This is a genomic window from Streptomyces pseudoechinosporeus, assembly GCF_054783935.1.
The window spans coordinates 272,157-296,247 of sequence record NZ_BAAGPS010000024.1 but is presented as its reverse complement, the minus strand read 5'-3'; the positions used below and the strand labels follow the sequence as shown (position 1 = coordinate 296,247).

23 protein-coding genes are annotated in these 24,091 nt (G+C 71.1%); 17 read left to right on the top strand and 6 right to left on the bottom strand.

The window, feature by feature from the left end:
* The first annotated feature begins 104 nt into the window (after positions 1 to 104).
* A complete protein-coding gene (locus tag ACYVO6_RS26745) occupies positions 105 to 854 on the top strand; it encodes a type 1 glutamine amidotransferase (protein ID WP_461065390.1) in 750 nt (249 codons plus the stop codon).
* 49 nt (positions 855 to 903) lie between these two features.
* Here ACYVO6_RS26745 and ACYVO6_RS26740 read toward each other — a convergent pair whose 3' ends face one another.
* The gene (locus ACYVO6_RS26740) at positions 904 to 1,941 is read right to left on the bottom strand and encodes a helix-turn-helix transcriptional regulator (protein WP_461065388.1); all 1,038 of its coding nucleotides are present in this window, start codon (positions 1,939 to 1,941) and stop codon (positions 904 to 906) included.
* 215 nt (positions 1,942 to 2,156) lie between these two features.
* On the opposite strand from ACYVO6_RS26740, the gene ACYVO6_RS26735 reads away from it, so the two are divergent.
* The 4 genes from ACYVO6_RS26735 to ACYVO6_RS26720 are packed head-to-tail and all read left to right on the top strand — an operon-like array spanning position 2,157 to position 7,693.
* Positions 2,157 to 3,188, top strand: a complete 1,032-nt coding sequence (locus tag ACYVO6_RS26735) for a sugar ABC transporter substrate-binding protein (protein WP_461065386.1) — start codon at positions 2,157 to 2,159, stop codon at positions 3,186 to 3,188.
* A gap of 9 nt (positions 3,189 to 3,197) precedes the next feature.
* Complete coding sequence (locus ACYVO6_RS26730) at positions 3,198 to 4,883, top strand: sugar ABC transporter ATP-binding protein (protein WP_461065384.1); 1,686 nt, start codon at positions 3,198 to 3,200, stop codon at positions 4,881 to 4,883.
* Positions 4,880 to 5,923, top strand: coding sequence for an ABC transporter permease (locus ACYVO6_RS26725; RefSeq protein ID WP_461065382.1), 1,044 nt, complete (start codon positions 4,880 to 4,882; stop codon positions 5,921 to 5,923). Before ACYVO6_RS26730 ends, ACYVO6_RS26725 begins: the two co-directional genes overlap by 4 nt.
* A gap of 24 nt (positions 5,924 to 5,947) precedes the next feature.
* Entirely contained in the window at positions 5,948 to 7,693 is a 1,746-nt protein-coding gene (locus ACYVO6_RS26720) for an amidohydrolase (protein ID WP_461065380.1), read from the top strand.
* Positions 7,694 to 7,782: 89 nt separating this feature from the next.
* Here the strand turns inward: ACYVO6_RS26720 and ACYVO6_RS26715 are convergent, their stop codons facing one another.
* A complete protein-coding gene (locus ACYVO6_RS26715) occupies positions 7,783 to 8,730 on the bottom strand; it encodes an LLM class flavin-dependent oxidoreductase (protein WP_461065378.1) in 948 nt (315 codons plus the stop codon).
* Between the two features lie 189 nt (positions 8,731 to 8,919).
* Between ACYVO6_RS26715 and ACYVO6_RS26710 the strand changes: the two genes are divergently transcribed.
* The gene (locus tag ACYVO6_RS26710; protein WP_461065376.1) at positions 8,920 to 10,362 is read left to right on the top strand and encodes an APC family permease; all 1,443 of its coding nucleotides are present in this window, start codon (positions 8,920 to 8,922) and stop codon (positions 10,360 to 10,362) included.
* Positions 10,363 to 10,456: 94 nt separating this feature from the next.
* Entirely contained in the window at positions 10,457 to 11,278 is an 822-nt protein-coding gene (locus tag ACYVO6_RS26705) for an SDR family NAD(P)-dependent oxidoreductase (RefSeq protein ID WP_461065374.1), read from the top strand.
* Here the strand turns inward: ACYVO6_RS26705 and ACYVO6_RS26700 are convergent.
* Entirely contained in the window at positions 11,262 to 12,557 is a 1,296-nt protein-coding gene (locus ACYVO6_RS26700; RefSeq protein ID WP_461065372.1) for a cytochrome P450, read from the bottom strand. The two genes, ACYVO6_RS26705 and ACYVO6_RS26700, sit on opposite strands and share 17 nt — an antisense overlap.
* Positions 12,558 to 12,591: 34 nt before the next feature.
* Complete coding sequence (locus ACYVO6_RS26695; protein WP_461065370.1) at positions 12,592 to 13,950, bottom strand: glutamine synthetase family protein; 1,359 nt, start codon at positions 13,948 to 13,950, stop codon at positions 12,592 to 12,594.
* A 221-nt stretch (positions 13,951 to 14,171) separates the two neighbouring features.
* Between ACYVO6_RS26695 and ACYVO6_RS26690 the strand changes: the two genes are divergently transcribed.
* The 7 genes from ACYVO6_RS26690 to ACYVO6_RS26660 all read left to right on the top strand — a co-directional run bounded on the left by ACYVO6_RS26690 (position 14,172) and on the right by ACYVO6_RS26660 (position 20,435).
* The gene (locus tag ACYVO6_RS26690; protein ID WP_461065368.1) at positions 14,172 to 14,360 is read left to right on the top strand and encodes a ferredoxin; all 189 of its coding nucleotides are present in this window, start codon (positions 14,172 to 14,174) and stop codon (positions 14,358 to 14,360) included.
* 4 nt (positions 14,361 to 14,364) lie between these two features.
* Positions 14,365 to 15,636: an NAD(P)/FAD-dependent oxidoreductase gene (locus ACYVO6_RS26685; protein WP_461065366.1), complete on the top strand. Its 1,272-nt coding sequence runs from the start codon at positions 14,365 to 14,367 to the stop codon at positions 15,634 to 15,636.
* An 8-nt stretch (positions 15,637 to 15,644) separates the two neighbouring features.
* Positions 15,645 to 16,451: an acetoacetate decarboxylase family protein gene (locus ACYVO6_RS26680; protein ID WP_461065364.1), complete on the top strand. Its 807-nt coding sequence runs from the start codon at positions 15,645 to 15,647 to the stop codon at positions 16,449 to 16,451.
* Positions 16,452 to 16,551: 100 nt separating this feature from the next.
* Positions 16,552 to 18,021 carry an aldehyde dehydrogenase gene (locus tag ACYVO6_RS26675; protein WP_461065362.1) on the top strand — a complete coding sequence of 490 codons (1,470 nt, stop codon included), beginning with the start codon at positions 16,552 to 16,554 and terminating at the stop codon, positions 18,019 to 18,021.
* Positions 18,014 to 18,928: a 3,4-dihydroxyphenylacetate 2,3-dioxygenase gene (locus ACYVO6_RS26670; RefSeq protein ID WP_461065360.1), complete on the top strand. Its 915-nt coding sequence runs from the start codon at positions 18,014 to 18,016 to the stop codon at positions 18,926 to 18,928. The genes ACYVO6_RS26675 and ACYVO6_RS26670 overlap by 8 nt, the downstream gene beginning before the upstream one ends.
* 11 nt (positions 18,929 to 18,939) lie before the next feature.
* Positions 18,940 to 19,785, top strand: a complete 846-nt coding sequence (locus tag ACYVO6_RS26665) for a fumarylacetoacetate hydrolase family protein (protein WP_461065358.1) — start codon at positions 18,940 to 18,942, stop codon at positions 19,783 to 19,785.
* 74 nt (positions 19,786 to 19,859) lie between these two features.
* Positions 19,860 to 20,435: a MarR family winged helix-turn-helix transcriptional regulator gene (locus ACYVO6_RS26660; protein WP_461065356.1), complete on the top strand. Its 576-nt coding sequence runs from the start codon at positions 19,860 to 19,862 to the stop codon at positions 20,433 to 20,435.
* Between the two features lie 81 nt (positions 20,436 to 20,516).
* Here ACYVO6_RS26660 and ACYVO6_RS26655 read toward each other — a convergent pair whose 3' ends face one another.
* Together ACYVO6_RS26655 and ACYVO6_RS26650 are read right to left on the bottom strand one after the other, a co-directional pair.
* Complete coding sequence (locus ACYVO6_RS26655; protein ID WP_461065354.1) at positions 20,517 to 21,224, bottom strand: gamma-glutamyl-gamma-aminobutyrate hydrolase family protein; 708 nt, start codon at positions 21,222 to 21,224, stop codon at positions 20,517 to 20,519.
* Positions 21,221 to 22,717: an aldehyde dehydrogenase gene (locus ACYVO6_RS26650; protein ID WP_461065352.1), complete on the bottom strand. Its 1,497-nt coding sequence runs from the start codon at positions 22,715 to 22,717 to the stop codon at positions 21,221 to 21,223. The genes ACYVO6_RS26655 and ACYVO6_RS26650 overlap by 4 nt, the downstream gene beginning before the upstream one ends.
* Before the next feature lie 71 nt (positions 22,718 to 22,788).
* On the opposite strand from ACYVO6_RS26650, the gene ACYVO6_RS26645 reads away from it, so the two are divergent.
* The 3 genes from ACYVO6_RS26645 to panD all read left to right on the top strand — a co-directional run bounded on the left by ACYVO6_RS26645 (position 22,789) and on the right by panD (position 23,779).
* Entirely contained in the window at positions 22,789 to 22,995 is a 207-nt protein-coding gene (locus ACYVO6_RS26645; RefSeq protein ID WP_461065350.1) for a hypothetical protein, read from the top strand.
* Positions 22,968 to 23,204, top strand: a complete 237-nt coding sequence (locus ACYVO6_RS26640) for a TetR/AcrR family transcriptional regulator (RefSeq protein ID WP_461065348.1) — start codon at positions 22,968 to 22,970, stop codon at positions 23,202 to 23,204. The genes ACYVO6_RS26645 and ACYVO6_RS26640 overlap by 28 nt, the downstream gene beginning before the upstream one ends.
* A 146-nt stretch (positions 23,205 to 23,350) precedes the next feature.
* Positions 23,351 to 23,779, top strand: a complete 429-nt coding sequence (gene panD, locus ACYVO6_RS26635; RefSeq protein WP_461065346.1) for an aspartate 1-decarboxylase — start codon at positions 23,351 to 23,353, stop codon at positions 23,777 to 23,779.
* The last annotated feature ends 312 nt before the right edge of the window (positions 23,780 to 24,091 follow it).

Here is a 24,091-nt window from a genome sequence, read left to right as displayed (position 1 = left end):
TATGGTGAAGGTGTGGACCTCGCGGTAGCTGGCTTGCAGGGGCTTTCAGATGCCGGCAGTAGATCGACCGTGATGCCCACCATGCCGAGCAATGGAGAACTCACGTGCGTGCCCTGGTCATACGCCATGATCACGCGTCGCTGCTGGGCCCGATCGGCGACCGCCTTGCTGAACTCGGCTACGCACTCGACGAGTTGATCGTCGTGCCCGCGGAGAATCACCACGCCCCTGGCGTGGATTTCACCTTCCCCGACCCCACCGGGTACGAGCTGCTGGTGCTGCTCGGCGCCCCTTGGTCCGTCTACGACCGGGCCGTGATCGGTCCGTGGGTCGACCGTGAACTGGTCCTGCTGCGCGACGCCTTCGCCGCGGACATCCCCGTACTCGGCATCTGCTTCGGGGCCCAGGCGCTGGCTGCCTCGCTCGGCGGGGCCGTGGAGCGCGCCCCGCGTCCCGAGATCGGCTGGTCGACGGTCGAGTCGGACGCGCCTGGGTTGATCGCCCCGGGACCGTGGTTCCAGTGGCACTTCGACCGGTTCGTGATCCCGCCCGGCGCCGTGGAGCTGGCTCGCGGCGCGGTCGGCCCGCAGGCGTTCCGGGTCGGGCGGGCGCTCGGTGTGCAGTTCCACCCCGAGCTCACCGAAGAGACGCTCCTCCAGTGGCTCGACCTCGGCGGCCACCGCCAGGCCGAGGAGTTCGGGGTGGACCCCGACCGGATGATCGCCGAGACCCGTGCCCGCCGCGAGGAGTCCCGGCAGCGGGCGTACGACCTGGTGGACGGGTTCCTCGGGCAGGTGGTTCAGGGGGCGTCGGGCAGGCCGGAGCGTCGGAGGCCGGTGCCGCGGTGCGGTTGACGTCCGTGCCTGGCGAGATGTCTGACCTCGCGTCCTCCTAGGCCCTGCACTAGAACTGCCCGCTGTGGCCTTCGGCGAAGTGCCGGACGCTGTCCGGAGCGGGGCGGAGCAGGCCGTCGCGGACCGCGAGGGCGGTGGCTTCGGAGCGGGAGAAGCAGCCGGTTTTGCGGAGCATGTGCTCGATGTGGCTGTGGACGGTGCGCGGGGAGAGGAACAGATGCCCGGCGATGGCCTGATTGGTGTGGCCCATGGCAGCACGGGTGAGGACGTCCAGCTCGCGGGGGCTGAGGCCGTAGGGCAGCGGGGTGGGCCGGGCGTGGACCAGAACGGCGGGGCGGGCGAGGGCGGCGGGGAAGTCGAGGGCGCGGCGGGCGAGGCCGACGTGGTACCAGTCACGGCCGACGGGCCACAGCAGACGCAGACGGTGTCCACCGGAGGCGTCGAACTCCCGCACCAGGCAGTCGAACGCGGCGTCGTCCAGGACCGGCGGCCGATCCCGGCCGGGCAGGGCGAGGATGCCGTCCGGGGTGACAAGGGCAGCGGACGCGTCGCCGGGGAGGTCGGGGTGATCGCCGATCCGGGCGGTGGGGTCGGCGAGGGCGGCCAGCGCGGGGATGACGGAGGCGAGGAGGTGGCGGGCCTCGCGGGTGAAGGTACCGGGGCGCTCCGCGGCGAGATGGATCATGCCGACGTAGCGGCCGTGGTGGTGGAGGGCACCGCTCATGGCGTCGCGGAAGCCGGCGGGGTGGACATGCTCCTCGTAGAACCGGCTGTGGCGGTACGGCTGCCCGGCCTCGTCGGAGATGGACGGCGGCAGCGGCTCGGCGAGCACCTTGCGGTACGAGGGCGTGCCGACGAACGTCTCGGTCAGCGACCGGACGGAGTCGTCGGCGCCCGCAGCGCCCCCTGCGCCGGCGACACGGACATGGGCGCCGCTGAACGGGTCCAGCGCGGTGAGCGTCGAGGCGTCGCTCGGCAGCGCGCTCGCCAGCAGCCGCAGAGCTTCGGCGCCGGCCGACGCGGTGTCGCGCTCACGCGTGAGCATGCCGATGCGGGTGGCCGCCGCGATCTGGTGGTGGCTGAGCATCCTCGCCTCCTGTGGGCGGGCGAGCGGCTGGAATCGTTTGGTCCCTAACGTAAGGGGCTCGCGGTAATCCGGACAAGAGGTTCACCCGCCTGTAACCGAATGGCATCGCCACCGATCGGGGTCCGTATTTGTACGGATGGTGGGCCACCGCCGTACGGGGCTTTGCTGTTCGCCACACAGCTGCCGTGTCAGCACCCCGATGAGAGGCCCCCGTCATGAGAGACCTGCCCCTTGCGTCCCGTGGACCGGGTGCGTCCCGTAGAAACTTCCTCGCACTGTCCGGTGGTCTGACCGCCGCCGCCGCGCTGAGCGCTTGCAGCGCACCGAGCAGTACCGCCTCGTCGTCCGCGACCCGTTCCGCCCCTGCCAAGAGTCTGTCGAAGATCGGCCTGGACTACCCCTTCACCCAGCTCCCGCTGTACACGACCCTGGTCAAGCTCTCCACGGCCGGCGCGAAGAAGCACGGCGTCAGCCTGGTCACCACCAGCGACCAGAGCAGCCCCGACATCCAGGCGTCGAACCTCAACGCGTGGATCACTCAGAAAGTCCCGGCGATCGTGTCGTTCCCGATGGTCTTCGAGGCCACCGAGAAGATCGCCGAGAGCGCACTCGACGCCGGGCTGATCTGGGTGACGTACGGCGGTTCGCTGACGAACCAGAGCGCGGACATCCAGTTCAGCTTCGTCGAAGGCGGCAGACTGCTCGGCGAGGCCGCGGCCAAGTGGGCCAACGAGACGCTGGGCGGCAAGGGCAAGATCGCCTTCCTGACCGACAGCGCGATCCAGCTCGGCCGTGACCGTACGAAGGGCATGATCGACGCGTTCACCAAGCTCGCCCCAGGCGTGGACGTGGTCGCTCAGGAGCAGGCCATCGACCCGGACACCGGCCTGTCCAAGTCCAACGCGATCCTGGCCAAACACCGCGACCTCAACATCATCCTGGGCGTTACCGACGCCGCCGCCTACGGCGGGTTCAAGGCGCTCCAGCAGGCGGGCCGGGCCAAGGCCGACGCCAAGACCTTCGTCGGCGGTCAGGACGGAGCGGCGCCGTCGCTCATCGCGATCAAGCAGGGCACGTTCTACCGGGCGTCGTCCGCGCTCGCCCCGAAGGACATCGCGGCGGCGATCGTGGACGTACCGCTGGCGGTGGCGGCCGGCAAGGCGAAGCCGAGCGTGAACGTGCCCATCACGCTGGTCCGCAAGGCCGACGGCGCGAAGATCGACGCGCTGCTGGCGCAGAACGCGTAGGCGGCCGCGATGACCCTGCGCATCAGCGGGCTCGCCAAGTCCTTCGGCGGCGCCAAAGCCCTGGACGGAGTGGACCTGACCGTGCCGGCCGGGCAGGTGCACGCCCTGCTCGGGCACAACGGTGCCGGGAAGTCGACCCTCATCAAGTGCCTGGGCGGCGCCTATGCCCCCGACGCGGGCACCATCGAGGTGAGCGGCGCCGTGTACACCCGGCTGAGCCCGCGTGAGTCCATCGCGGCCGGAGTCGCGATCATCTTCCAGACCCTGAGCGTCGTCGAGCCGCTCACCGTCGCCGAGAACATCTTTCTGGGCCAGGAGTGGACCCGCCGCTCCCGGCTGGGCGCGGTCGACCGGCGGGCGCAGGAGCAGGTCGCCGCCGGGCTGCTGGAACGAGTCGCCGCGAGCTGCTCGCCCCGCGACAGGGTCGGCGATCTGCCCATGGGCCAGCGGCAGTTGGTCGAGATCGCGAAGGCGCTCAGCCGCAGCGCCTCCGTCCTCGTACTCGACGAGCCCACCGCCGCGCTCTCCAGCACCGAGAGCGATGCCCTCGCCGAACGCGTCGAGGATCTGCGGACACAGGGCCTGGCCATCGTGTACGTCACCCATCTGCTGTCCGAGGTCGAACGGCTGGCGGACGACCTGACCGTCCTCCGCGACGGCCGCGTCAGCTACCACTCGTCCATGTCCGGGCACACTCGCTGGCAACTCGTCGACACGATCGCCGGCGCAACGGCTTCGCCTGCGGCGGCTTCGCCCGCTTCGAAGCCGGCTCCCGATCCCTCTGCCGCAGTCTCCGCAGTAACCGCCGTCTCCGCCGTGCCGACCAGTGCCGCCGCGACCCCTGCCGGTGAGGCGCCCCGGCCCGGCGCGGTCGCCGGCCCACCGGTCCTCGCGGTGGACGCGCTTACCGGGCCCGGCTTCGGGCCGGTCGGTGTCGGTGTCGGCGGGGGCGAGATCGTCGGGCTCTACGGGCTCATCGGCTCCGGTCGTACACGCCTACTGGAAACCCTTTTCGGCCGCCGCCCCCGCACCGGGGGTACCGTACGCGTCGCGGACCGTGTCGTCGCCACCCGAAGCCCCGCTGACGCTCTCGCCGCCGGCATAGCGCTGGTACCCGGCGACCGCCGTGCACAGGGCGTCTTCGCGGGCCTCGGCGCACAGGACAACGCGCTGCTCCCCACCGTCTCCGCACTCGCCCGGTGGGGCGTACGGTCCCGCCGGGACGAGCGCCGCATCTTCGCCGACCTCGCGGGGTCGGTCGGCCTGCGGCCGTTCGCCCCCCGGCTACCCGCCGCGGCCTACTCCGGCGGCAACCAGCAGAAGCTGGTCCTCGGCCGCTGGGTCAACGCCTCGCGCACGCCGACGGTCCTGCTGCTCGACGAGCCCACCCAGGGCGTCGATGTCGGCTCCCGTCAGGAGATCTACCGCGTCATCAACCGGCTCGCCGCGGAGCGGCGGACAGCGGTGCTCTTCGCCTCCTCCGACCCCGAGGAGATCGTCGCCCTCGCACACCGCTGCCTTGTCGTCGCCGGAGGAAGAGTCGTCGGCGAGCTGGCGGGGGCCGGACTGACAGAGGAGGCGCTGCTGTCGGCGGTCCACGACGGCCCCGCGGGCGGCGGGTCCGCCGAACACCTGCGTACCGACGCACGTTCCGACACCCATGCCACCGGTTCCGCCGAAGGAGCAGCGCCATGACCACCGCCGAACAGGCCGAACACGTCAAACGGGCCGATGGGGCAGACGGGTCCGGCCGCGTCGAGCGGACCGCCCTCCCGAGCTCCCGTGCGCTCGCCGGCACCACTCTGGCCGGAGTGCGGCGGAACCCGCTGCTGCCCGTGCTCGTACTCATGGTGGTGGGTTTCCAGTTGGCGACGGGCAGCTTCCTGGACTCGGGCAATCTGCGCGGGATCGCCACCGACGCCGCCACGATCGCGATCGTCGCCGTGCCGCTGGCCCTGCTCGTCATCAGCGGCTACCTCGACCTCTCGGTCGGCTCCAGCCTCGCCCTCGGCGCCCTGGTCGCCGGGCAGTTGGCGGGCACCCACCACCAGTCGCTCGCCGTGTCGGTGCTGGGCGCGCTGGCAGCCGGGGCGGCGGTGGGCGTGGTCAACGGCATCCTGTGCTGCTACCTCGGACTGTCGGCGTTCATCGTGACCCTAGGCATGCTCACCGCGGTGCGCGGCGTGGCCCAGCAGCTCTTCCCGCTGCCGCTGAGCAACTTCGGCGACGGGTACGCCTGGCTGGGCGGTGCCACGCTCGCCGGGATCGCGGCACCGGTCGTCATCGCGGCCCTGGTGCTGCTGGCGGGGGCGGCGTTCCTGGCGTTCGCGCCGGGCGGGCGGCATCTGTTCGCGATCGGGGTCAACCGGGAGGCCGCGTATCTCTCCGGGATCAATATCCGCCGTACGCCGTTCGCGCTCTTCGTGCTCACCGCCGCAGCGGCCGCGCTCGCCGGCGCCATCAGGGCATCGGTGCTGGACAGTGCCTCGGCCGGGACCTCCGGGGCCGGCTTCGAGCTGACGGTGCTCACCGCCGTGCTCCTCGGCGGAGTGGCCCTGACCGGCGGCTCCGGGTCGGTCTTCGGGGTGCTGCTGGGCGTGCTGTTCCTGGGCTGCCTGCAGAACGGGCTGACACTGCTCAGCGTGCCGACCTTCTGGCAGCAGATCGCCCAGGGCACCTCGCTGGTCATCGGTGCCGCGCTCGCCTACTTCGGTCCCCGGCTGAGCCGGGCCTGATCACCACCGAGAAAGGTTCAGACAGTGAACGCCACGGACAGCGGTACGGACACCACCCCCACCCTCATCCTCACAGGCGGCCGAGTCCTGACCGTCGACGCAGACTTCACGGTCGCCGAGGCCGTCGCCGTGTGCGGCCGGGAGATCACCGCCGTCGGTACGGCCGCCGAGATCGCCGCGCTCGCCGGGCCGTCGACCCGCGTGGTGGACCTGGTGGGGCGGACCGTGCTGCCGGGGATCAACGACTCGCATCTGCACGGGGCCGCGTACGCGATGACCAAGCCGCCGTTCGCGATCGACGTGGGCCATCCGGCCGTGCGGTCCATCGCAGAGATCACCGAGGTCGTACGGAAGGCGGCCGAGGCGGCGGGGCCGGGGGAGTGGGTCATCGGGCTGGGATGGGACCCGGGCTATCTGGCAGAGTGCCTGGCCGAACCGGGCCGGCTGCCGAGCCGCTCGGACCTGGACCGGGCGGCGCCGGAGAATCCGGTGTGTCTGACCGACTTCTCGTCGCACATGGTGTGGGCCAACAGCGCGGCCCTGCGCACCGCCGGGGTCGACCGGGCGACCGAGCCGCCACCGGGCGGGGTGATCGACAGAGACCCGGACGGCGAACCAACCGGCATCCTGCGGGAGGCGGCCCAGCGCTTCGTCCAGGCGCTGCTGCCGTCGCCGACGGTCGCGCAGCGCCGCGAGGCGATCCGTTCGCTGGTCTCGGATCTGCACGCGCGCGGCATCACCAGCTACACCGAGCCCGGCCTCGGCACCGGCGGTTCCGACACTCTCTTCGGCGGGCTGAGCGCCGACAACCTCACCGCCTACGCCGAACTGACCGCGGAGGGCGCGTTGCGGGCCCGGGTCAGTGTGCTGCTGCTCCCCGCCGCGATGGGCGGCTCCGCCGCCGACGTACGCAAGGGGCTCGACGAGCTCCGGGTGCCGCCGTCGGCGGACGAGCGGCGGCTGCGCGTGATCGGCGTCAAGATCTTCGGCGACGGTGTGCCGCCGAACCGCACCGCGTGGATGAGCGAGCCATACCCCGAGGGCGGCCATGGCGCGCTGTGCGTCCACGGCGGCACCCCCGCGCTCCAGGCGGACGAGCTGCGCGAGATGATCCGTATCGCGCACGAGGCGGGCTATCAGCTCGGCGTGCACGTCACCGGCGACCGGGCCATCGACACCGTCGTCGACGCCTTCGCCGCCGCGAACGAGGCCGCCCCGCGGCCCGATGCCCGGCACTACGTCATACACGGCGACTTCATCAGTCCCGAGAGCCTGGCCGAGCTCGCCGCGCACGGCTACGGGGTCAACATGAACCCCGGCATCAAGTGGACGATCTCGGATCTGATGGACGAGATCGTCGGTGAGACCCGCTCGGCCTATCAGTGGCCCGTCCGCTCCGCCGTCCAGGCAGGCGTCGCGGTGTGCGCCAGCTCCGACGCCCCCATCACCGAGCCGGACTGGCGGCAGGGCGTCGCCGGCATGCTGCTGCGGGAATCCAAGGCCAGCGGCCGCCGAAGCGGCGCGGACCAGTGCGTAGGCCTCGCGGACGCGCTGCGCGCCTACACCATCAACCCGGCCCGGCAGGACTTCGCCGAGGACTGGAAGGGCTCGATCGAGCCCGGCAAGGTCGCCGACCTCGTCGTCCTCGACCGCGACCTGACCGCGACCGACCCGCACGACATCACCTCGGTCGGAATCGATCTCACCGTCTTCGACGGCGAGATCGTCCACGAGCCCGGGGCCCTGCGGGCGTCGAGCGGGTCGGCGTAGGCAACTGCTCGACGGGCGGCTGCCGACGGGAAGTTCGCGCGCCGTCGCGGCGGAGAGAATCTCCGCCGCGACGGCGTTTGTGTTCACCGCTACTGCGTGAACCGCTCCACGCGCCGCATCACCTCACGGCAGAAGGCCCCGACGCCGTCCGGGTCGTCGATGAACTGGTTGGGCTTCACGCAGAAAAGGCTGAAGCCCTGTTCGAGCTGCTCGGGGATCGAGGAGAGAGCCTGGCCGAGGTCGGCGGGGGAGTGGTCGTCGGGAAAGACGGGCCGGGTGCCGCCGATCATCTCCAGGTCGGTGATGTCGCGACCCGCGGCGGTCATGGCGGTCTTGAGGGTCTGGAGCTCTTCGGGGGACGGACGGCCCAGGGGGTGGAAGCCGTGGGCGTGCTGGACCAGGCGGCGGAGCAGCGGGCCGTGGAGGTGCTGGCCACCGAGCCACAGGCGGGGGCCGTCGGGGCGGTGGGCCTTGGGCTCGAAGTAGACGTCCCGGAACGGGTAGTGGTCGCTGTCGTGGGACACGGGGCCGGAGCCGGGGTTCCACAGCTTGGCCCAGACCGCGAGGTGTTCGTCGAGAAGCTTGCCGCGCTTGCCGAACGGGACACCGAGAGCTTCGTACTCGTCCCGGCTCCAGCTGACGGTCGGCTGGACGATGAGGCGGCCCTCGGAGAGCAGGTCGAGGGTGCCCAGCTCGCGGGCAAGCAGCAGCGGGTGGCGCAGGGGGGCGAGGATGGCGGCGGCGGCGAGCCGGAGGCGTTCGGTGACCGAAGCGATGGCGCTGAGCATCATCAGGGAGTTGGGCCAGGGGGTGTACGGGTCCTGGTTGCCCGGCAGCGCCCAGTCGCGGGGGTTGCCCATGATGCCGCCAGCGACGGCGTCGGGGCCCAGCACGATGTGCTCGCTGACCATGACGGAGTCGAACCCGGCGTCCTCGGCCTCACGGGCCCAGCGGACGGTGGCGGGGAGGTCGGCGCGTCCGCCGGTGAGCGTCCAGTTCTCGCTGAGCACGAGGAGCATGCGGGGAGTGGCGGTCATGAGGAGGGGCCCCTGTCGTTCGGTTGTCTCCCAGGAAATCATTTGGGGTCAAACGTAAGTCCCTGCATGGGTGCCGACAACCCCCTGATGTGGATTCGTCGAGGGCATTGCGCACCGTCCGGCCCGGGGATACCGTACGGGCCCAAACGAACTCCTCGATCGGGCGCCTCCCCCTGGATGGAGCGATCCATGTCGCCGTACAACAGCACCTCACCACCCAAACTCAAGCTGGTGGACGTGATCGCCCAGTCCGTCGGCTTCATGGGCCCGGTCTTCTCGGTGTCGATCCTGCTGCCCCAGCTCGTCGGCATCACCACCGCCACCGGCAAGGGCGCCGGCGGCGCCGCGCCGCTTGCGGTACTGCTCGGCACCATCGGCATGCTCGGCATCGGCTGGATCGTCTCCGCCTACGCCCGCCGGATCCACGCCGCCGGCTCGCTCTACAACTACGTCACCGAAGGCATCGGCCCGCGCGTCGGCGCCGCCGCCGGATATGTCTACTACCTGGGCGTGCTCATCCTCGGTGCCGCCATCGCCGTCCTGATCGGCGGCACCCTGCACGACACCCTCGCCGGCGAGTTCGGCTTCGACGCGGTGCCCGTCTGGGGCTGGAACCTGATCCTGCTCGCGGTGCTGCTCGCCATCGTGCACATCGGCGTACAGATCTCCGTCAAGGCCCAACTGGTCCTGGCACTCGTCTCCATCGGCGTGCTCACCGTGTTCTTCGTCTACATCATCGTCAAGGTCGGCGGCGACAACAGCGTCAGCGCCTTCCAGCCCTCCAGCGCGGCCCAGGGCTGGGGCGGCATAGCCTTCTCCGTCATCTACGGCGTGCTGCTCTTCACCGGGTTCGAGGCCGCCGCCAACCTCGCCGAGGAGACCGCCGAGCCGAAGCGCGCCATCCCCCGGGCCGTACTCATCTCGCTGATCGCCTCGGCCGCCTTCTTCCTGCTCGGCTCGTACGCACAGATCGCCGGCTTCCACTTCGACGTCGCCGAAGTCGCCGAGAACGCCGGTGCGCCGATCACCGCCCTCGCCTCACCGGGCGCGTACGGCTCGACAGGGGTGGCCCGGCTGGTCGAACTGGTCATCCTGCTCGACATGTTCGCGGTCTACATCGGCATCGGGGTCTCCAGCACGCGCGGCCTGCGGACCATGGCCAAGGACGGCTGGCTTCCGCGGCCGATCGCCCGGCTCAGCGCCAAACGCGGCACCCCGGTGGTCGGCACGACGATCGTCGGTGCGGTCTTCCTGACCTGCGTGCTGCTGAGCGCGGTCTTTCCGCACGCCGTCGCGGTGCCCGGCCTGCCGGACTACTTCGCCTGGTACGTCTGGCTGTCGGCCTTCGGCATCTTCTGTCTTGCCGTCATCTACTTCGCGATGTGCGCGGGCGCACCGCGCGGCCTGCGGGGGCACCGCAGCCCCGCGCTGGTGTGGACCAGCTCCGCCGTAGGTGTCGTGATCACCGGCGGTGCGCTGTTCGGCGCCGTGTACCAGGTACCGGCACCCACCAAGTGGGCGGCGTACGCGGCGATCGGCTGGGTCGTTCTCTCGCTGGTCGCGGGCTTCGTGGTGCGGCCGGACCGCGCCACGGAGGCGGTCCCGGCCAAGGCGGTGGCCTCCGGCGTCTGAGCGCGGAGCCCGAACGGATGCGCCGCGGCGCCGGGCAGGCCTGGTCTCGGGCCCGCCCGGCGCCGCGGTGCGCAAGCCAAGAGAGCGGGAAGACATGGGACTTGACGGCAAGGTGGTACTGATCGTCGGCGCCGGGAGCGGCATCGGCGCGGCCGTGGCGGCCCAGGCGGCCGCCGCCGGTGCGCGGGTGGCCGTGAGCGGGCGGCGGCGCGAGGCGCTGGAGAAGGTGGCCGCCGCCACGGGGGCGACGGCTCACCCCGCCGACGCGACGGTCCGGGACGAGGTGGAGGCGCTGGTCGCGGCCGTGGTCCGGCAGCACGGACGGCTGGACGGGGTGGTGGCGAGCGCCGGGGTGATCACGGCCGGGAAGGTGCTGGACATCGGCGACCAGGACTGGGTAGCCGCCCTCCGCACCAATCTCACCTCGGTGTTCCTGCTGGCCCGTGCCGCGCTGCCCCACCTGATCGAGGCGCGCGGCGCCCTGGTGACCGTGGGGTCGATAGCCGGCCACCGGGCGGCCGCGGGGTCGGCGGCCTACGCGGCATCGAAGGCCGGGGCGGAGGTGCTGACCTCGACCATCGCGGTGGAGTACGGCCCGCTCGGGGTGCGGGCGAACACGGTGTGCCCGGGCTGGACCCGCACCGAGATGGCGGACGAGGAGATGCGCGAGTTCGGCGAGCCGCACGGGCTGGACGTCGAGGAAGCGTACGCGGAGGCGACCGCCCTCGTACCGCAGCGCCGGGCGGCCGAGCCCGGCGAGATCGCCGACGCCGTGCTGTGGCTGCTGGGCCCGCAGTCCAGTTACGTCAACGGGACGGTGCTCACGGTCGACGGCGGTACGACCGCTGTCGACCCCGGCACCGTCCCGCTCGACTTCAGGATCACTCCACGAGACCCGCTCAGTCCGCGAGCGTGACCTCGACCGGCAGCTTCTTGATGCCGTTGACGAAGTTGGAGCGCACCCGGGGGACTTCGCCGGTGAGCCGGATGTCCGCGATACGCGGGATCAGCTCCTCGAACATGATCCGCATCTCGGTGCGCGCCAGCAGATTGCCCAGGCACAGGTGCGGGCTGCCCTTGCCGAAGGTGATGTGGTCGTTGCTCTGCCGGGTGACGTCGAAGTCGTACGGCCGGTCGAAGATCTCCTCGTCGCGGTTGCCGGAGGCGTACCACATCACCACCTTGTCGCCCTCCTTGATCCGCTTGCCGCCGAGCTCCACATCGCGGGTGGCGGTACGGCGGAAGTGGTAGACGGGCGAGGCCCAGCGCAGGAACTCCTCGACGGCGCTGGGCATCAGGGAGGGGTCCCGGCGCAGTCTGTCGAGCTGGTCGGGGTGCTGGAGCAGGGCCAGCATGGAGTGCGAGATGGCGTGCCTGGTCGTCTCGTTGCCGGCCACGACCAGCAGCAGGAAGTAGTTGTCGAAGTCGTCCTCTGACAGTGGCACACCGTCCCGGGGGGTCTCGTTGACCAGCTTGGAGACCAGGTCGGTGCCGTTGCCGCCGCGTCGCTGACGGGCCAACTCCCTTCCGTACGCGAAGACTTCGAGCGACGCGGGGGAGCGGAACGGCAGATGGCGGTACTGCTCACTGTCCGCGCTGTCCAGCAGCACATCGGCGTAGTCGGGGTCGGTGTTGCCGATGATGCGGTTGCCCCAGTCGATGAGCTGCTGGGTGTCGTCCTCGGGGACGTCGAGGAGCCGGGCGAGGACGTTGATCGGGAAGTCCGCGGAGACCTCCTTGACGAAGTCGAAGCTGCCCTTGGCGAGGGCGGCGTCCAGGGTCCTGGCGGTCAGCCCGCGCAGGAAGTCGGAGTACTGGCCGATGACGCCCGCGCCGAACTGGCGTTGCAGCAGCCGGCGCATCGCCTGGTGGCGCACCCCGTCCAGTTCGAGGATGGAGGCGCGCTTCTTGATCTGGTCGTCGTCGACCTCCTCCAGATTGACGAATTTGGTGGAGGTGAAAGTCTCGGCGTCGCGGTCGACGCGGACGATGTCCTCGTGCCTGGTCAGGGCCCAGAAGCCGTGGTTGGGCTCCGGCTCGGGCTGCCAGTGGACGGGGTCCTCGTGGCGGAGGGTGTGGAACATCCGCCAGGGAGTGACGCCGTCGACGAACTTGTCGTTGTCGGCGAGGTCGACCTCCGCCAGGGGCAGCGGGGCGCTCACGTCTGTGTCGGTGCTGATGTCGGTGCTGGTCATGTTCGGCTCCGTACGGGGTCCGCGGTGTCCTCGGTCAGATGTGCTGGGCGTACTCGCCGAACTCCCAGTCGGTGACGTAGGTCTGAAAGCGCGTCAGCTCATTGCGCTTGTAGGCGAGGAAGGTGTCCGTGAAGGGCTTGCCGAGCAGTTCGGTCAGCTCGGTGTCGGCCTCCAGGGCGTCCAGTGCGGCGTCCAGGGACTGCGGGAGCCTGCCGGCCCGGGTCTCGTCGTAGCCGTAGCCCTCGATGGGGGCGGGCGGCTCGGCGGCGTCGCGGATGCCGAGGTGCAGGGCTGCGACCAGACCGGCGACGGCGAGATAGGGGTTGGCGCTGGCATCGCCGAGTCGCATTTCCAGGCGGGCCCCGCTGCCGCGCTCCGGGGGAATGCGGAGCATGGCGCTGCGCTTGTCCAGGCCCCAGTCGATCAGCCAGGGGGCGAGGGTGTCGCGGCCGAAGCGCTTGTACGAGTTGATGGTGGGGTTCAGCAGAGCGGTGAGCGCCGGGGTGTGCGCGAGCAGGCCGCCGATGGCGTGCCGGGCGGTGGTGGAGAGCCCGTACTGCCCGGCGGGGTCGTCGAAGACATTGCGGCCGTCGCCGTCCTCGCAGGACACGTGCAGGTGGAAGCCCGAGCCGCCGCTGTCGTTGAAGGGCTTGGCCATGAAGGTGGCGAGCCGTCCTTCGGTGCGGGCCAGCTCGCGGACGGCGGACTTGAAACGGAAGGCGCGGTCGGCGGCGTCCAGGGCGGCGGAGTGGCTGAGGTTGATCTCGAACTGGCCGCCGTCGAATTCCTGGTTGCCGGAGGTGACGCCGATGCCGAGGCCGTCCAACTGGCGCAGGGTGCGCAGCAGATGGCTCTCCGGGTCGCCGCGTCGGCCGCTGCTGTAGACGTTGCCGGTCAGGCCGCTGTAGCGGGCCCAGCCGGTGGGGCTGCCGGGGGCCGGGTCGAGCAGGAAGTACTCCAGCTCCGGGCCGATGACGGCCTCCAGACCGGTGGCGGCGAGACCGCCGGTGAGCCGGCGCACCAGGTCGCGGGGGGACTCGGCGGCCGGGGCGCCGGTCGCGGGGTCGATCGGATCACCGAGGCACCAGGCCACGCCCGGCTCCCAGGGCAGCGCCACCAGGGTGTCGAGGTCGGGCCGCACCGAGATGTCCGGCAGTCCCTCCTCGAGGCCGCCCGGGGCGTCGATGACATCGCCGCGCGGGGACGTCACATAGATCGCCCGGCAGAAGGCGAGGCCGTGGTCGCAGGCCGCGGGGAGGTGGCTGAGCAGGACGTCGCGGCTGCGGTCCACCCCGATCAGGTCGGGATAGGTGACGCGCACGATGTCGATGCCCTGGGCGGCGAGCCTTTCGACGTGCTGCCGGACCTGCTGGGCGGTGGACGGATCGCTCACCGGTGTCTCCTCAGGGGCGGAACGGGCGGCGGAGGTGGTTGTCTGAAGTCAGTTGTTTGAAGCCAAACGATATGGATGGGATCGGCTCGCCGCAACCACGTGTGCCGGAAAATTTGCGCGCTCCTCTGGTTCCTCCTCTCAGTTTCCTCTTCACGGAGGGCTTGACCCGGGTGGCGAGTGTTCGTAGTTTATTTGGAGCCAAACGATTAAGAGGAGCGGCCATGCGGATCGTCGTCGACATGGACAAGTGCCAGGACCATGGCCAGTGCGTCTTCGCGGCCCCCGATGTCTTTCAACTGGACGACGCCGGGCACCTCGTGCACGTCAGCGAACCCGACGAGGCGCTGCGCGCCGACGCCGAGGACGCCGCCGACGTCTGCCCGCTGCAGGCCATCCGGATCGAGGGCTGATCCGGTGAGCGGTCGCATCGTCATCGCCGGGGCCTCGCTGGGCGGCCTGCGCGCCGCCGAGCAGCTGCGCGCGGCCGGCTGGACGGGAGAGATTGTCGCCGTCGGGGACGAGCCCCACATGCCGTACAACCGCCCACCGCTGTCCAAAGAAGCGCTGGCCGGCAAGGCCACCCTCGCATCCTTGTCCTTCCGCCCCCGGGCCTCCGCCGCGGACGTGCGGTGGCGGCTCGCCACGGCCGTGAGTGCCGCTCGTCTGACCGACCGGGTGATCCGGCTCGACGACGGCACCGAGCTGCCCTTCGACGGCCTGGTCGTCGCCACCGGGATGCGCCCGCGCCGGCTACGCTGCGCGGGCCCCACCGGTCCGGGCAGCGGTCGCCACACGGTACGCACCCTCGCCGACGCGGAGGCCCTGCGCCCCGAGCTGACCCGGCCGGGGGCCCGCGTAGTGGTCGTCGGTGCCGGCTTCATCGGCTGCGAGGTGGCCGCCACCGCGATCGGCCTCGGCGCGGCGGAGGTCACCGTTGTCGACCCCGAGCCGCTGCCCATGCTCCGGCCGCTGGGCGAGTTGCTGGCCCGCGCACTGCTCCGGCGCCATGAGGAGCGCGGTGTGCGGTTCGCGCTGGGGACGGGAGTCGCCGGCTTTGAGGGCGACGAGAGCGTCACCGGCATTGTCCTCGGCGACGGCAGGGTCCTTGCGGCCGACGTCGTCGTGGAGTCGGTCGGCTCGGTCGCCAACACCGAATGGCTGGACGGCAACGGCCTGGATCTCGTCGACGGCGTACTGACCGACGAACTGCTACGGGTCATGGTGAGAGAGCGACAAGGGATCAGGGTGCCTGAACGCGAGCGGCCGGAGTACAGCCTGCCGTACGTCGTCGCTGTCGGAGATGTCGCCCGCTTCCCCAACGCCCGCTACGACGGGGTGCCCCGCCGCGTCGAGCACTGGTCGATCCCCGGCGACAGCGCCAAGCACGCGGCCCGCAGCCTGCTCGCGGGGATCACCGGTGAGGGCGACGATCTGGCCCCCTTCGCCCCGCTCCCCGCCTTCTGGAGCGACCAGCACGACTTCCGCCTGCAGTCCTTCGGAGCCCTCGCCCTCGGGACCGGGGACGTACGGGTCCTGGACGGTGACCCGGACGGCGATGTCGTCGTCGGCTACCACACGGGCGGCCGGCTCATCGGCGTGGTCGCCCTCGGCGACCAGGCCGCCGTCACCCGTGCCGCCGCCCGCTACCGCGCGGAGCTGCTGCGGCAGCCCGCCCTCACCGCCTAAGGAACGTCATGGCCACTGTCCGCGGCTACTTCCACCCCAAGACGGCCACCGGCCGGTCCTCCCTCATTCCCGCGCCCCCGTGGCACTACTCCGGCGACCTGCTCACCATCGAGTACCGCACCGACCCCGCTCGGGTCCGCGAACTTCTTCCCGCCCCCCTGGAACTCGCCGCCGACGACCCCGGCGCGGTCGCCCTCATCTGGGCCGACTGGCAGTCCTGCTCCTCCTCCGCCGAGGAACTCCTCGACCCGGTGCGCGCCCAGTACAAGGAGGCCTTCGCCGTGGTGCGCTGCTCCTACCAGGGCCGTACGTACTCGCGCTGCGTCCACATCTGGGTCGACAAGGACTTCGCCATCGCCCGCGGCCTCCACCAGGGCTATCCCAAGAAGCTCGGCTCGATCCATATGACGCGTCCGCACCCCTACGGCCCCGCCCCGCGCATCGAGGCCGGCGCCCGCTTCGGCGCGACGCTCGCCGCCGCCGACCGGCGGCTGGCGCAGGCCGTGGTGACCTTGCGCGAACCGTCGCAGACCAACGGCTTCGTCAACGGCCACCCCATGGCCCACCACCGCTGGCTGCCCTCCATCGAGACCGGCAAGGGCCTCGCCCTGGATGAGCTGATCGAGACCGGCGCCGCCTCCTTCGAGGCCGGGCAGGCCTGGACCGGCGACGTCGACCTGGAGCTGTTCGAAGCCCCGACGGAGGAGCTGGCCCGGCTGGAGATCCACGAGCCGATCGCGGCGTACTACCGGCAGGTGGGTGTCGTCTGGGACGGCGGCCGCCTGCTGGAATCCGGCACTTCGGCGGCCGAGTAGCGCCTCCGGCGGACTCCCCGCGCCACCACGTGGTGGACAGGCGCCCCGACGCGCGAAACCACTCATCCTCCTTCGTCACCCGTCACCTGGAGCACAGGACATGTCCGAAAAGACCACGGTCGCCGGGGTCGCCGTCGACACCCGGCACTGGATCGGCGGCGAACGCGTCGCCTCCGCCGCGACGTTCACCGATCACTCGCCCCTCGACGGCCGCGCTCTCGGCGAGATCTCGCGCGGCGGTGCCGCCGAGGCCGAGGCCGCCGTGGCCGCCGCCAAGGCGGCGTTCCCGGCCTGGGCGGCCACCCCGCGCGCCGAGCGCGCCCGCATCCTCCACGCCATCGCCGACGGAGTCGAGAAGCGGCTCGAAGACCTCGCGAACGTCGAGACCCTCGACAACGGCGCCCTGCTGCGCTCGCACCGCCGGGGCGTGATGCCCCGCGTCGCCCACAACTTCCGCTTCTTCGCGGACTGGCTACTCACGCTCGGCCACGAGGACTTCGACACGCGCGGCCACACCAACCACGTCTCCTGGGACCCGGCCGGCCCCTGCGTCCTGATCACCCCGTGGAACGCGCCCCTGATGCTGGCCACCTGGAAGGTCGCCCCGGCCCTCGCCGCCGGCAACACCGTCATCCTCAAGCCCGCCGAGTGGTCCCCGCTCACCGCCTCGCTGCTCGCTGACATCGCCGACGCCGCCGGGCTGCCGGCCGGTGTCCTGAACGTCGTCCAGGGTTACGGCGGCGAAGCCGGCAGCGCCCTCGTCGCCCACCCGGACGTGCGCCGGATCAGCTTCACCGGCTCCGTACCGACCGCCAAGCGCATCGCGGCGGCCGCGGCGGCCCATCTCACCCCGCTCAGCCTGGAGTTGGGCGGCAAGTCGCCGTTGCTGGTGTTCGCCGACGCCGACCTCGACCTCGCCGTGGACCTGGCCGTCGAGCAGTACGACAACGCGGGCCAGGTCTGCCTGGCGGCGACCCGCATCCTGGTCGAGTCCTCGATCGCCGAGGAGTTCACGGAGCGGTTCAAGGCCAGAGCGGCCGCGCTGACCCAGGGCGACTCCCGCGAGGAGGCCACCGACCTCGGCCCCAACATCCACCCCCGGCAGCTGGAGAAGATCGACGAATTCGTCCAGCGCGCTCTGGCATCGGGTGCCCGCGCCGTCATCGGCGGTGGCCCCAACACCGAACTCGGCGAGCTCTACTACCGGCCCACCCTGCTCACCGATGTCGCCCAGGACTCCGAGATCGTCCAGGAGGAGGTCTTCGGCCCCGTCCTGACCCTCCAGACCTTCGACACCGAGGACGAGGCGGTCGCCCTCGCCAACGGCACCCGCTTCGGCCTCGCCGCCACCCTCGCCACCGGCGACCCCGAGCGCGCCGAACGGGTCACCGCCCGGCTCGTCGCGGGCACGGTGTGGGTGAACTGCTTCTTCGTACGGGATCTCCAGGCGCCCTTCGGCGGCTCCCGGCTCTCTGGCGTCGGCCGTGAGGGCGGCACCTGGAGCTTCGACTTCTACTGCGACGTGAAGAACACCGTCACCGCGCCGAAGGGCTGGAAGAACCATGGGTGAGATCGTCGGAGCGGGCCTGCTCGCACACGTCCCCACCATCGTGCTGCCCGAGGCCGAACGGCTGGAGCTCAACGGAGGCAAGGAGATCACCCTGGTCACGGGCCTCCGGCAGCTCCGCGAGGAGGTGTTCGAGAGCGACGAATACGACACCGTCGTCGTCCTCGACTCGCACTGGGCCACCACGGTGGAGTTCGTCGTCGCCGCCCAGCAGCGCCGCGCCGGCCTGTTCACCTCCGAGGAGCTGCCGCGCGGCATGTGCCGGGTGCCGTACGACTTCCCCGGCGACCAGGAACTGGCCCACAACATCGCGGGCTTCGCCGAGAAGCACGGCACCTGGATCACCGCGATCGAGGACGACTACCTGCCGGTCTACTACGCCACCATCAACCTGTGGCGGTTCCTCGGCGAGGGCCTGCCCGACAAGCGCTGGGTCACCATCGGTGTCTGCCAGACCGGCGACATGGAGGACCATCTGCGCCTCGGCCGCGCACTGGCCGACGGCATCGCCGCCACCCCCGGCCGCAGGGTGCTGGTGATCGCCTCGGGCGCGCTGTCGCACACCTTCTGGCCGCTGCGCGAGATCCGCGACCACGAGGCCAGCGACCCAAGTCACATCTTCACCCCTGAGGCCCGCGCGGCGGACGAAGAGCGCATCGCCTGGTTCAAGGAGGGCCGCCACGACAAGGTCCTCGACACGATGGACGAGTTCTGGAAGTACAAGCCCGAGGCGAAGTTCTTCCACTACCTGATGATGGCCGGCGCCCTCGGCGAACGGGCCTGCACTGCCCCGGGACGCCAGTACGGCGAGTACGAGAACTCCGTCGGCACCGGCCAGGCGCACATCTGGTTCGACCGCCCCGACGGGGGCTGGACCGCTCCCCGCACCGCCGCCACCGACGCTTCATAAGGAGCCGAGCCATGCCCGAGTACCGCCGCATCCTGCTGGACGGCGCGACCGTCCAAGTCCTGCGCGACGGCGACGAGCTCGTCGCCGGGGACGGCCGCCGCGTCAAGAGCGACGACGCCCAGCACCTGCCGCCCGTCGTCCCGTCGAAGGTCATCGCGGTGCACCTCAACCACCGCAGCCGGGTGGACGAGTTCCAGATCCGGCTCACCCCGACCCCGACCTACTTCCACAAACCGACCTCCGCCCTCAACTCCCACAAGGGCGCCGTCGTCCGCCCGCACGGGCTGAAGTACCTCAACTACGAGGGCGAGGTCGCCATCGTCATCGGCAGGACCGCCCGCAACATCGCCCCCGCCGAGGCCGGCGAGTACATCGCGGGCTACACGGTCGCCAACGACTACGGCCTCCATGACTTCCGCGACACCGATGCCGGCTCCATGCTCCGCGTCAAGGGCTCCGACACCCTCTGCCCGCTCGGCCCGGGCCTGGTCACCGACTGGGACTTCCGGGGCAAGTCGCTGCGTACCTACGTCAACGGCCAGGTCGTGCAGGACGGCTCCACGGACGAGATGGAGTGGGACATGCACTACCTGGTCGCCGACATCGCCCGCACCATCACCCTCCACCCGGGTGATGTGCTGCTCTCCGGCACTCCGGCGAACTCGCGGCCGGTGGAGCCCGGCGATGTGGTCGAGGTCGAGGTCGAGGGGCTGGGTCGGCTGACCAACCACATCGTCAGCGGTCCCATCGGTATCCGCGAGGATGTCGGCGCCCAGCCCACCGCTTCGGAGGAGGTGCTCTCCACAGCTCTCGGCGGCGACTGGGAATTCCGGGGCATCCGGCCGCCCCGGCGCTGACTCTCCGCCACCCCGTAGACTTTGTTCTTTGGGTTCGAACAATGCTCTGGAACATGTCCTGAAGGGGGATGCCCGTGGTCGGTCGGCGATCCGTCACCGAGACCGAGAAGCTGGTGCAGGCCAAGCTCGGCCACACCCCGATCCGCCACGAGCAGATGGCCGCGGTCGCCAACATCTACCGCGCCGCGGCCGCCGTCCGCCAGCACTTCGAGAACTCCGTGCTGCGTGACTCCGAGCTGACCTGGACCGGTTTCGTCGTCCTGTGGGTCGTCTGGATCTGGGGCGACATGGAGACGCGGTACGTCGCGGAGGAGGCCGGTATCTCCAAGGGCACCCTGACCGGCGTCGCCCGCACGCTGGAGTCCCGTGGCCTCGTCAAGCGCGAGGCGCACCCGTCGGACGGCCGACGCGTTCTCCTGGGGCTCACGGAGGAGGGCGAGCAGCTCATGGAGCGGCTCTTCCCCGAGTTCAACGCGGAGGAAGCCTTCGTCGCCGAGCAGCTCACCGACGCCGAGTGCCGTTCCGTCGCCGACGCCCTGCGCAAGATCGTCGTCCAGGTGGAGACCCACGGCGAGGAGCGCCGCCTCAACCTCCTGGGCGGCGCTGAGCCCGCCCCCCGGCGCAGCGGCCGCCGCCCGAAGGCGGAGTAGCGGACGGTCCGAGCCAGGCGCCCTCCAAGTGCCTGTCGCCAAAGGGGGATTGGGCAGGACGCACCCTTTGACGACAGAGCCCTACGCCCTCGCCGCCGCGACCAGCGCGTCGAACAGTCCCTGGGCGGCGGGGTCGTCACCGGCCGTGTCCTCGGGATGCCACTGCACGGCCGCGAACCAGCCCACCGCCGAGGTCAGTTCCATCGCTTCCACCGTCCCGTCGCCCGCGCGGGCGGTGACGGTGAGACCGCTGCCGAGGCGGTCGACGCGCTGATGGTGGTAGCAGGAGGCGTCGACCTTCTCGGCCCCGCAGGCCAGCGCGACGCCGGAACCGGGGAGCAGGGCCATCGGGTGCACCAGGTGCCGGTGCTCGGTGCCGGGGCCGACGCCGCCCATGTGCTGCTCCAGCGTGCCGCCGAGGGCGACGTTGACGACCTGCAGCCCCCGGCAGACGGCCAGCAGCGGCAGCCCGGCGCCGAGCGCGTGGCGGGCGACGGCCAGATCGAAGGCGTCCTGCGTGACGTCCACGTCGTAGACGGCTTCATGCGCGTCAGCGGCTCCGTACAGTCGCGGGTCGAGATCGCCGCCGCCGGGGAGCAGGACGCCGTCGAAGCGGGAGAGCCGGGCGGGTACGCACGTCGGGTCGGGGTCCGGGTGGATGGTGGCGGGCTCGCCGCCCGCCCGGTAGACGGCCTCGACCAGGGCGCGGGCGTTGACCTCGGCGGCATACCGCAGCGCGGATGTGGTGGCCGAGAAACGGGCGGGTACGGCGATCAACGGCCGGGTCACAGCTGGATCCAGGTCGTCTTGAGGTCCGTGTACTTCTCCACGGCGTGCGCCGACTTGTCGCGGCCGTTGCCGGACTGCTTCATACCGCCGAAGGGCACGGTGAGGTCGCCCTCCTCGTAGCAGTTGACCCACACCGTCCCGGCCTTGAGCGCGCGGGAGACGCGGTGCGCGGTCGACAGGTCGGAGGTCCACAGCCCGGCTGCGAGTCCGTACTCGGTGTCGTTGGCGAGGGCGACCGCCTCATCGACGTCGTCGAAGGTGAGCACGGACAGCACCGGGCCGAAGATCTCCTCACGGGCGAGCCGGGAGCCCGGGTCGACTCGGTCGAACACGGTCGGCGCGAGGAAGCTGCCCGAGTTGCCGGGCAGCGCCCGCTCGCCGCCGGTACGGAGCCGGGCGCCTTCCGCGGTCCCGGTGGCGATGTGGCCGAGGACCCGGTCCAGGTGGGCCTCGCCGACGAGAGCGCCCATCTCGGTGGCGGGATCCAGAGGGTCGCCGATCCGCAGGGCGCGAGCGCGTCGGACAACGGCCTCGGTGACGCGCTCGGCGACGGAGGAGTGCACCAGCAGCCGGGAGGGCGCGGTGCACATCTCGCCCTGGTTGAAGAAGATGCCCCAGGCGGCGGTGGCGGCGGCGCGGTCCAGGTCGGGGGCGTCGGGAAGGATGATGTTGGGTGACTTGCCGCCCAGCTCCAGCCATACCCGTTTGAGGTTGGAGTCCGCCGCGTAGTGCAGGTACTGCCGCCCGACGGCGGTGGATCCGGTGAACGCCAGCACATCCACGTCGGGGTGCAGCCCGAGTGCCCGCCCGGCGGTGGGCCCGTCTCCGGTGACGACATTGAGCACGCCAGGTGGCAGACCGGCCTCGGTCGCCAGCCGCCCGAGCAGCAGCGCGGACAGCGGAGAGGACTCGGACGGCTTGAGCACCACCGTGCACCCGGCCGCCAGCGCCGGGGCCACCTTCCACGAGGCTAGCGTCAGCGGGAAGTTCCACGGCACGACCGCGCCCACCACGCCGGACGGCTCCCGGGTGATGAGGGCCAAGGCGTCGGGGGCGACATGCGGTGCTTCGTCAGTGAGCTTGTCCGCGAGCTGCCCGTACCAGCGGAAGGTGGCGATCGCGGCGCGCAGCTCTATGTCGTACGCGTCGGTGATGGGCTTGCCCATCTCCAGGCTTACGGTGAGCGCCAGCTCGGTCCGATGCTCCTCCAGCAGCTCGGCGAGACGCAGCAGCACCCCACCGCGCACGGCCGGCGCCAGCGTCGGCCATGGGCCGGAATCGAAGGCACGACGCGCTGCGGCGACCGCGAGGTCGACCTCCTTCGCCCCGGCGTCGGCAACGCGCGCCACCACCCGCCCGTCCCGGGGCGAGACGACATCGAAGATGTCGCCTGAGCCCGGCTCGTCGGCGCCGTCGATGTGGTGACGGTCGGGCAGTCGCGGCCGCAGTGCCTCAGCGCGGCGCACCCAGTCCTCGTGGCTGTCGTCCAGCATCCGTGCCTCCGCCGACTAGTTATTTGACCCCAAACGATAACCTCAAAGGGACGGATCGACAATGGACCCGGGTGAAGCCGCGTCTCCTCGCGTCCGTCATCCAGTACTTCGGCACCAAGCAGGGACTGTTCCGCGAGGCGGTCCACTGGCAGATCCCGATCGGTGAGCTGACCACCGACGATCCCGCCCGGACGGTCGAGAACTGCCTGCGGGCCATGTTCGGTGCCTGGTCGGAAGACCCGAACAGCCCATGGCCGTGCTGCTGCGCGCCAGCATGACCAGCGAGGAGGCCGCCGACCTCCTGCGCCGGCACGTCACGTCGGGGTCCGTCGAGCCGGTGGCCGCCACCGTCGACGCCCCCGACGCACGCCTGCGGGCCCGCAGTGGGGAAAGTCACGGAGGTCAGCGAAGGCCGGTGCGTAGGCTGGTCGCCGTCGTCGTGGCAACAGGTCTGGGGGAGCGGGACAGACCCTGGGATCCAGCCTGACGGTGTCAGGGAAGTCAGCAAACGGTCAGCATGAGTCCTGAAAAACCCTGCGCATGCTGGCCGGGCATGCGACTCGTTGTAGGGTAAGGAAACAGCCCTTGACCTGCAAAAACGCAGGCAGGGAGCTTAGATCCGGGAGTGCCTCCATGCTGCGTACCATGTTCAAGTCCAAGATCCACCGTGCCACGGTGACCCAGGCCGATCTGCACTACGTCGGGTCCGTGACCATCGACGCCGATCTCCTCGATGCCGCCGACCTGCTGCCCGGCGAGCTGGTCCACATCGTCGACATCACCAACGGCGCCCGCCTGGAGACGTACGTCATCGAGGGCGAGCGTGGCTCCGGCGTGATCGGGATCAACGGTGCGGCGGCCCACCTGGTGCACCCCGGCGACCTGGTGATCCTCATCAGCTATGCCCAGGTCTCCGACGCCGAGGCCCGCGCCCTGCGCCCCCGGGTCGTGCACGTCGACGCCGACAACCGGATCGTGGCCCTCGGCGCGGACCCCTCCGAGCCGGTACCGGACTCGGACCAGGAGCGCAGCCCGCAGGCCGTGCCCGCTGCCATCGCCTGACCGTCCACCTGGGCCCCGTACATCCCGCGACGGGGTGAGTGCGCGTACGGCGCAGGGGTACGCGTGGGACAAGTCCAGGGCCGAAGTTCCACATGGCTGGAGGACACGATGACCCACCCGAACCCCGACCCCACCCGCCCGGGCCCTCCGCCGGGCCCGGGCCCCGACCGCCCGGAACCCCTCCCGGAGCCGCCCAACCCCAAGCCCCACCCGGTACCGGACCCCACCCCGTCCCCGGTCCCGGAGCCTCCGGGCCCCGAACCGCTGCCGAAGCCGGGTCCACTGCAGCCGTAGGGGCACGAACAACACGGT

Coding starts and splice junctions, on each gene's coding strand:
- ACYVO6_RS26640 (WP_461065348.1), top strand. CDS start 22,968: ATGGCCGTGCTGCTGCGCGCCAGCATGACCAGCGAGGAGGCCGCCGAC.
- ACYVO6_RS26700 (WP_461065372.1), bottom strand. CDS start 12,557: ATGACCAGCACCGACATCAGCACCGACACAGACGTGAGCGCCCCGCTG.
- ACYVO6_RS26705 (WP_461065374.1), top strand. CDS start 10,457: ATGGGACTTGACGGCAAGGTGGTACTGATCGTCGGCGCCGGGAGCGGC.
- ACYVO6_RS26710 (WP_461065376.1), top strand. CDS start 8,920: ATGTCGCCGTACAACAGCACCTCACCACCCAAACTCAAGCTGGTGGAC.
- panD (WP_461065346.1), top strand. CDS start 23,351: ATGCTGCGTACCATGTTCAAGTCCAAGATCCACCGTGCCACGGTGACC.
- ACYVO6_RS26740 (WP_461065388.1), bottom strand. CDS start 1,941: ATGCTCAGCCACCACCAGATCGCGGCGGCCACCCGCATCGGCATGCTC.
- ACYVO6_RS26650 (WP_461065352.1), bottom strand. CDS start 22,717: ATGCTGGACGACAGCCACGAGGACTGGGTGCGCCGCGCTGAGGCACTG.
- ACYVO6_RS26680 (WP_461065364.1), top strand. CDS start 15,645: ATGGCCACTGTCCGCGGCTACTTCCACCCCAAGACGGCCACCGGCCGG.
- ACYVO6_RS26725 (WP_461065382.1), top strand. CDS start 4,880: ATGACCACCGCCGAACAGGCCGAACACGTCAAACGGGCCGATGGGGCA.
- ACYVO6_RS26675 (WP_461065362.1), top strand. CDS start 16,552: ATGTCCGAAAAGACCACGGTCGCCGGGGTCGCCGTCGACACCCGGCAC.
- ACYVO6_RS26665 (WP_461065358.1), top strand. CDS start 18,940: ATGCCCGAGTACCGCCGCATCCTGCTGGACGGCGCGACCGTCCAAGTC.
- ACYVO6_RS26670 (WP_461065360.1), top strand. CDS start 18,014: ATGGGTGAGATCGTCGGAGCGGGCCTGCTCGCACACGTCCCCACCATC.
- ACYVO6_RS26690 (WP_461065368.1), top strand. CDS start 14,172: ATGCGGATCGTCGTCGACATGGACAAGTGCCAGGACCATGGCCAGTGC.
- ACYVO6_RS26715 (WP_461065378.1), bottom strand. CDS start 8,730: ATGACCGCCACTCCCCGCATGCTCCTCGTGCTCAGCGAGAACTGGACG.
- ACYVO6_RS26735 (WP_461065386.1), top strand. CDS start 2,157: ATGAGAGACCTGCCCCTTGCGTCCCGTGGACCGGGTGCGTCCCGTAGA.
- ACYVO6_RS26730 (WP_461065384.1), top strand. CDS start 3,198: ATGACCCTGCGCATCAGCGGGCTCGCCAAGTCCTTCGGCGGCGCCAAA.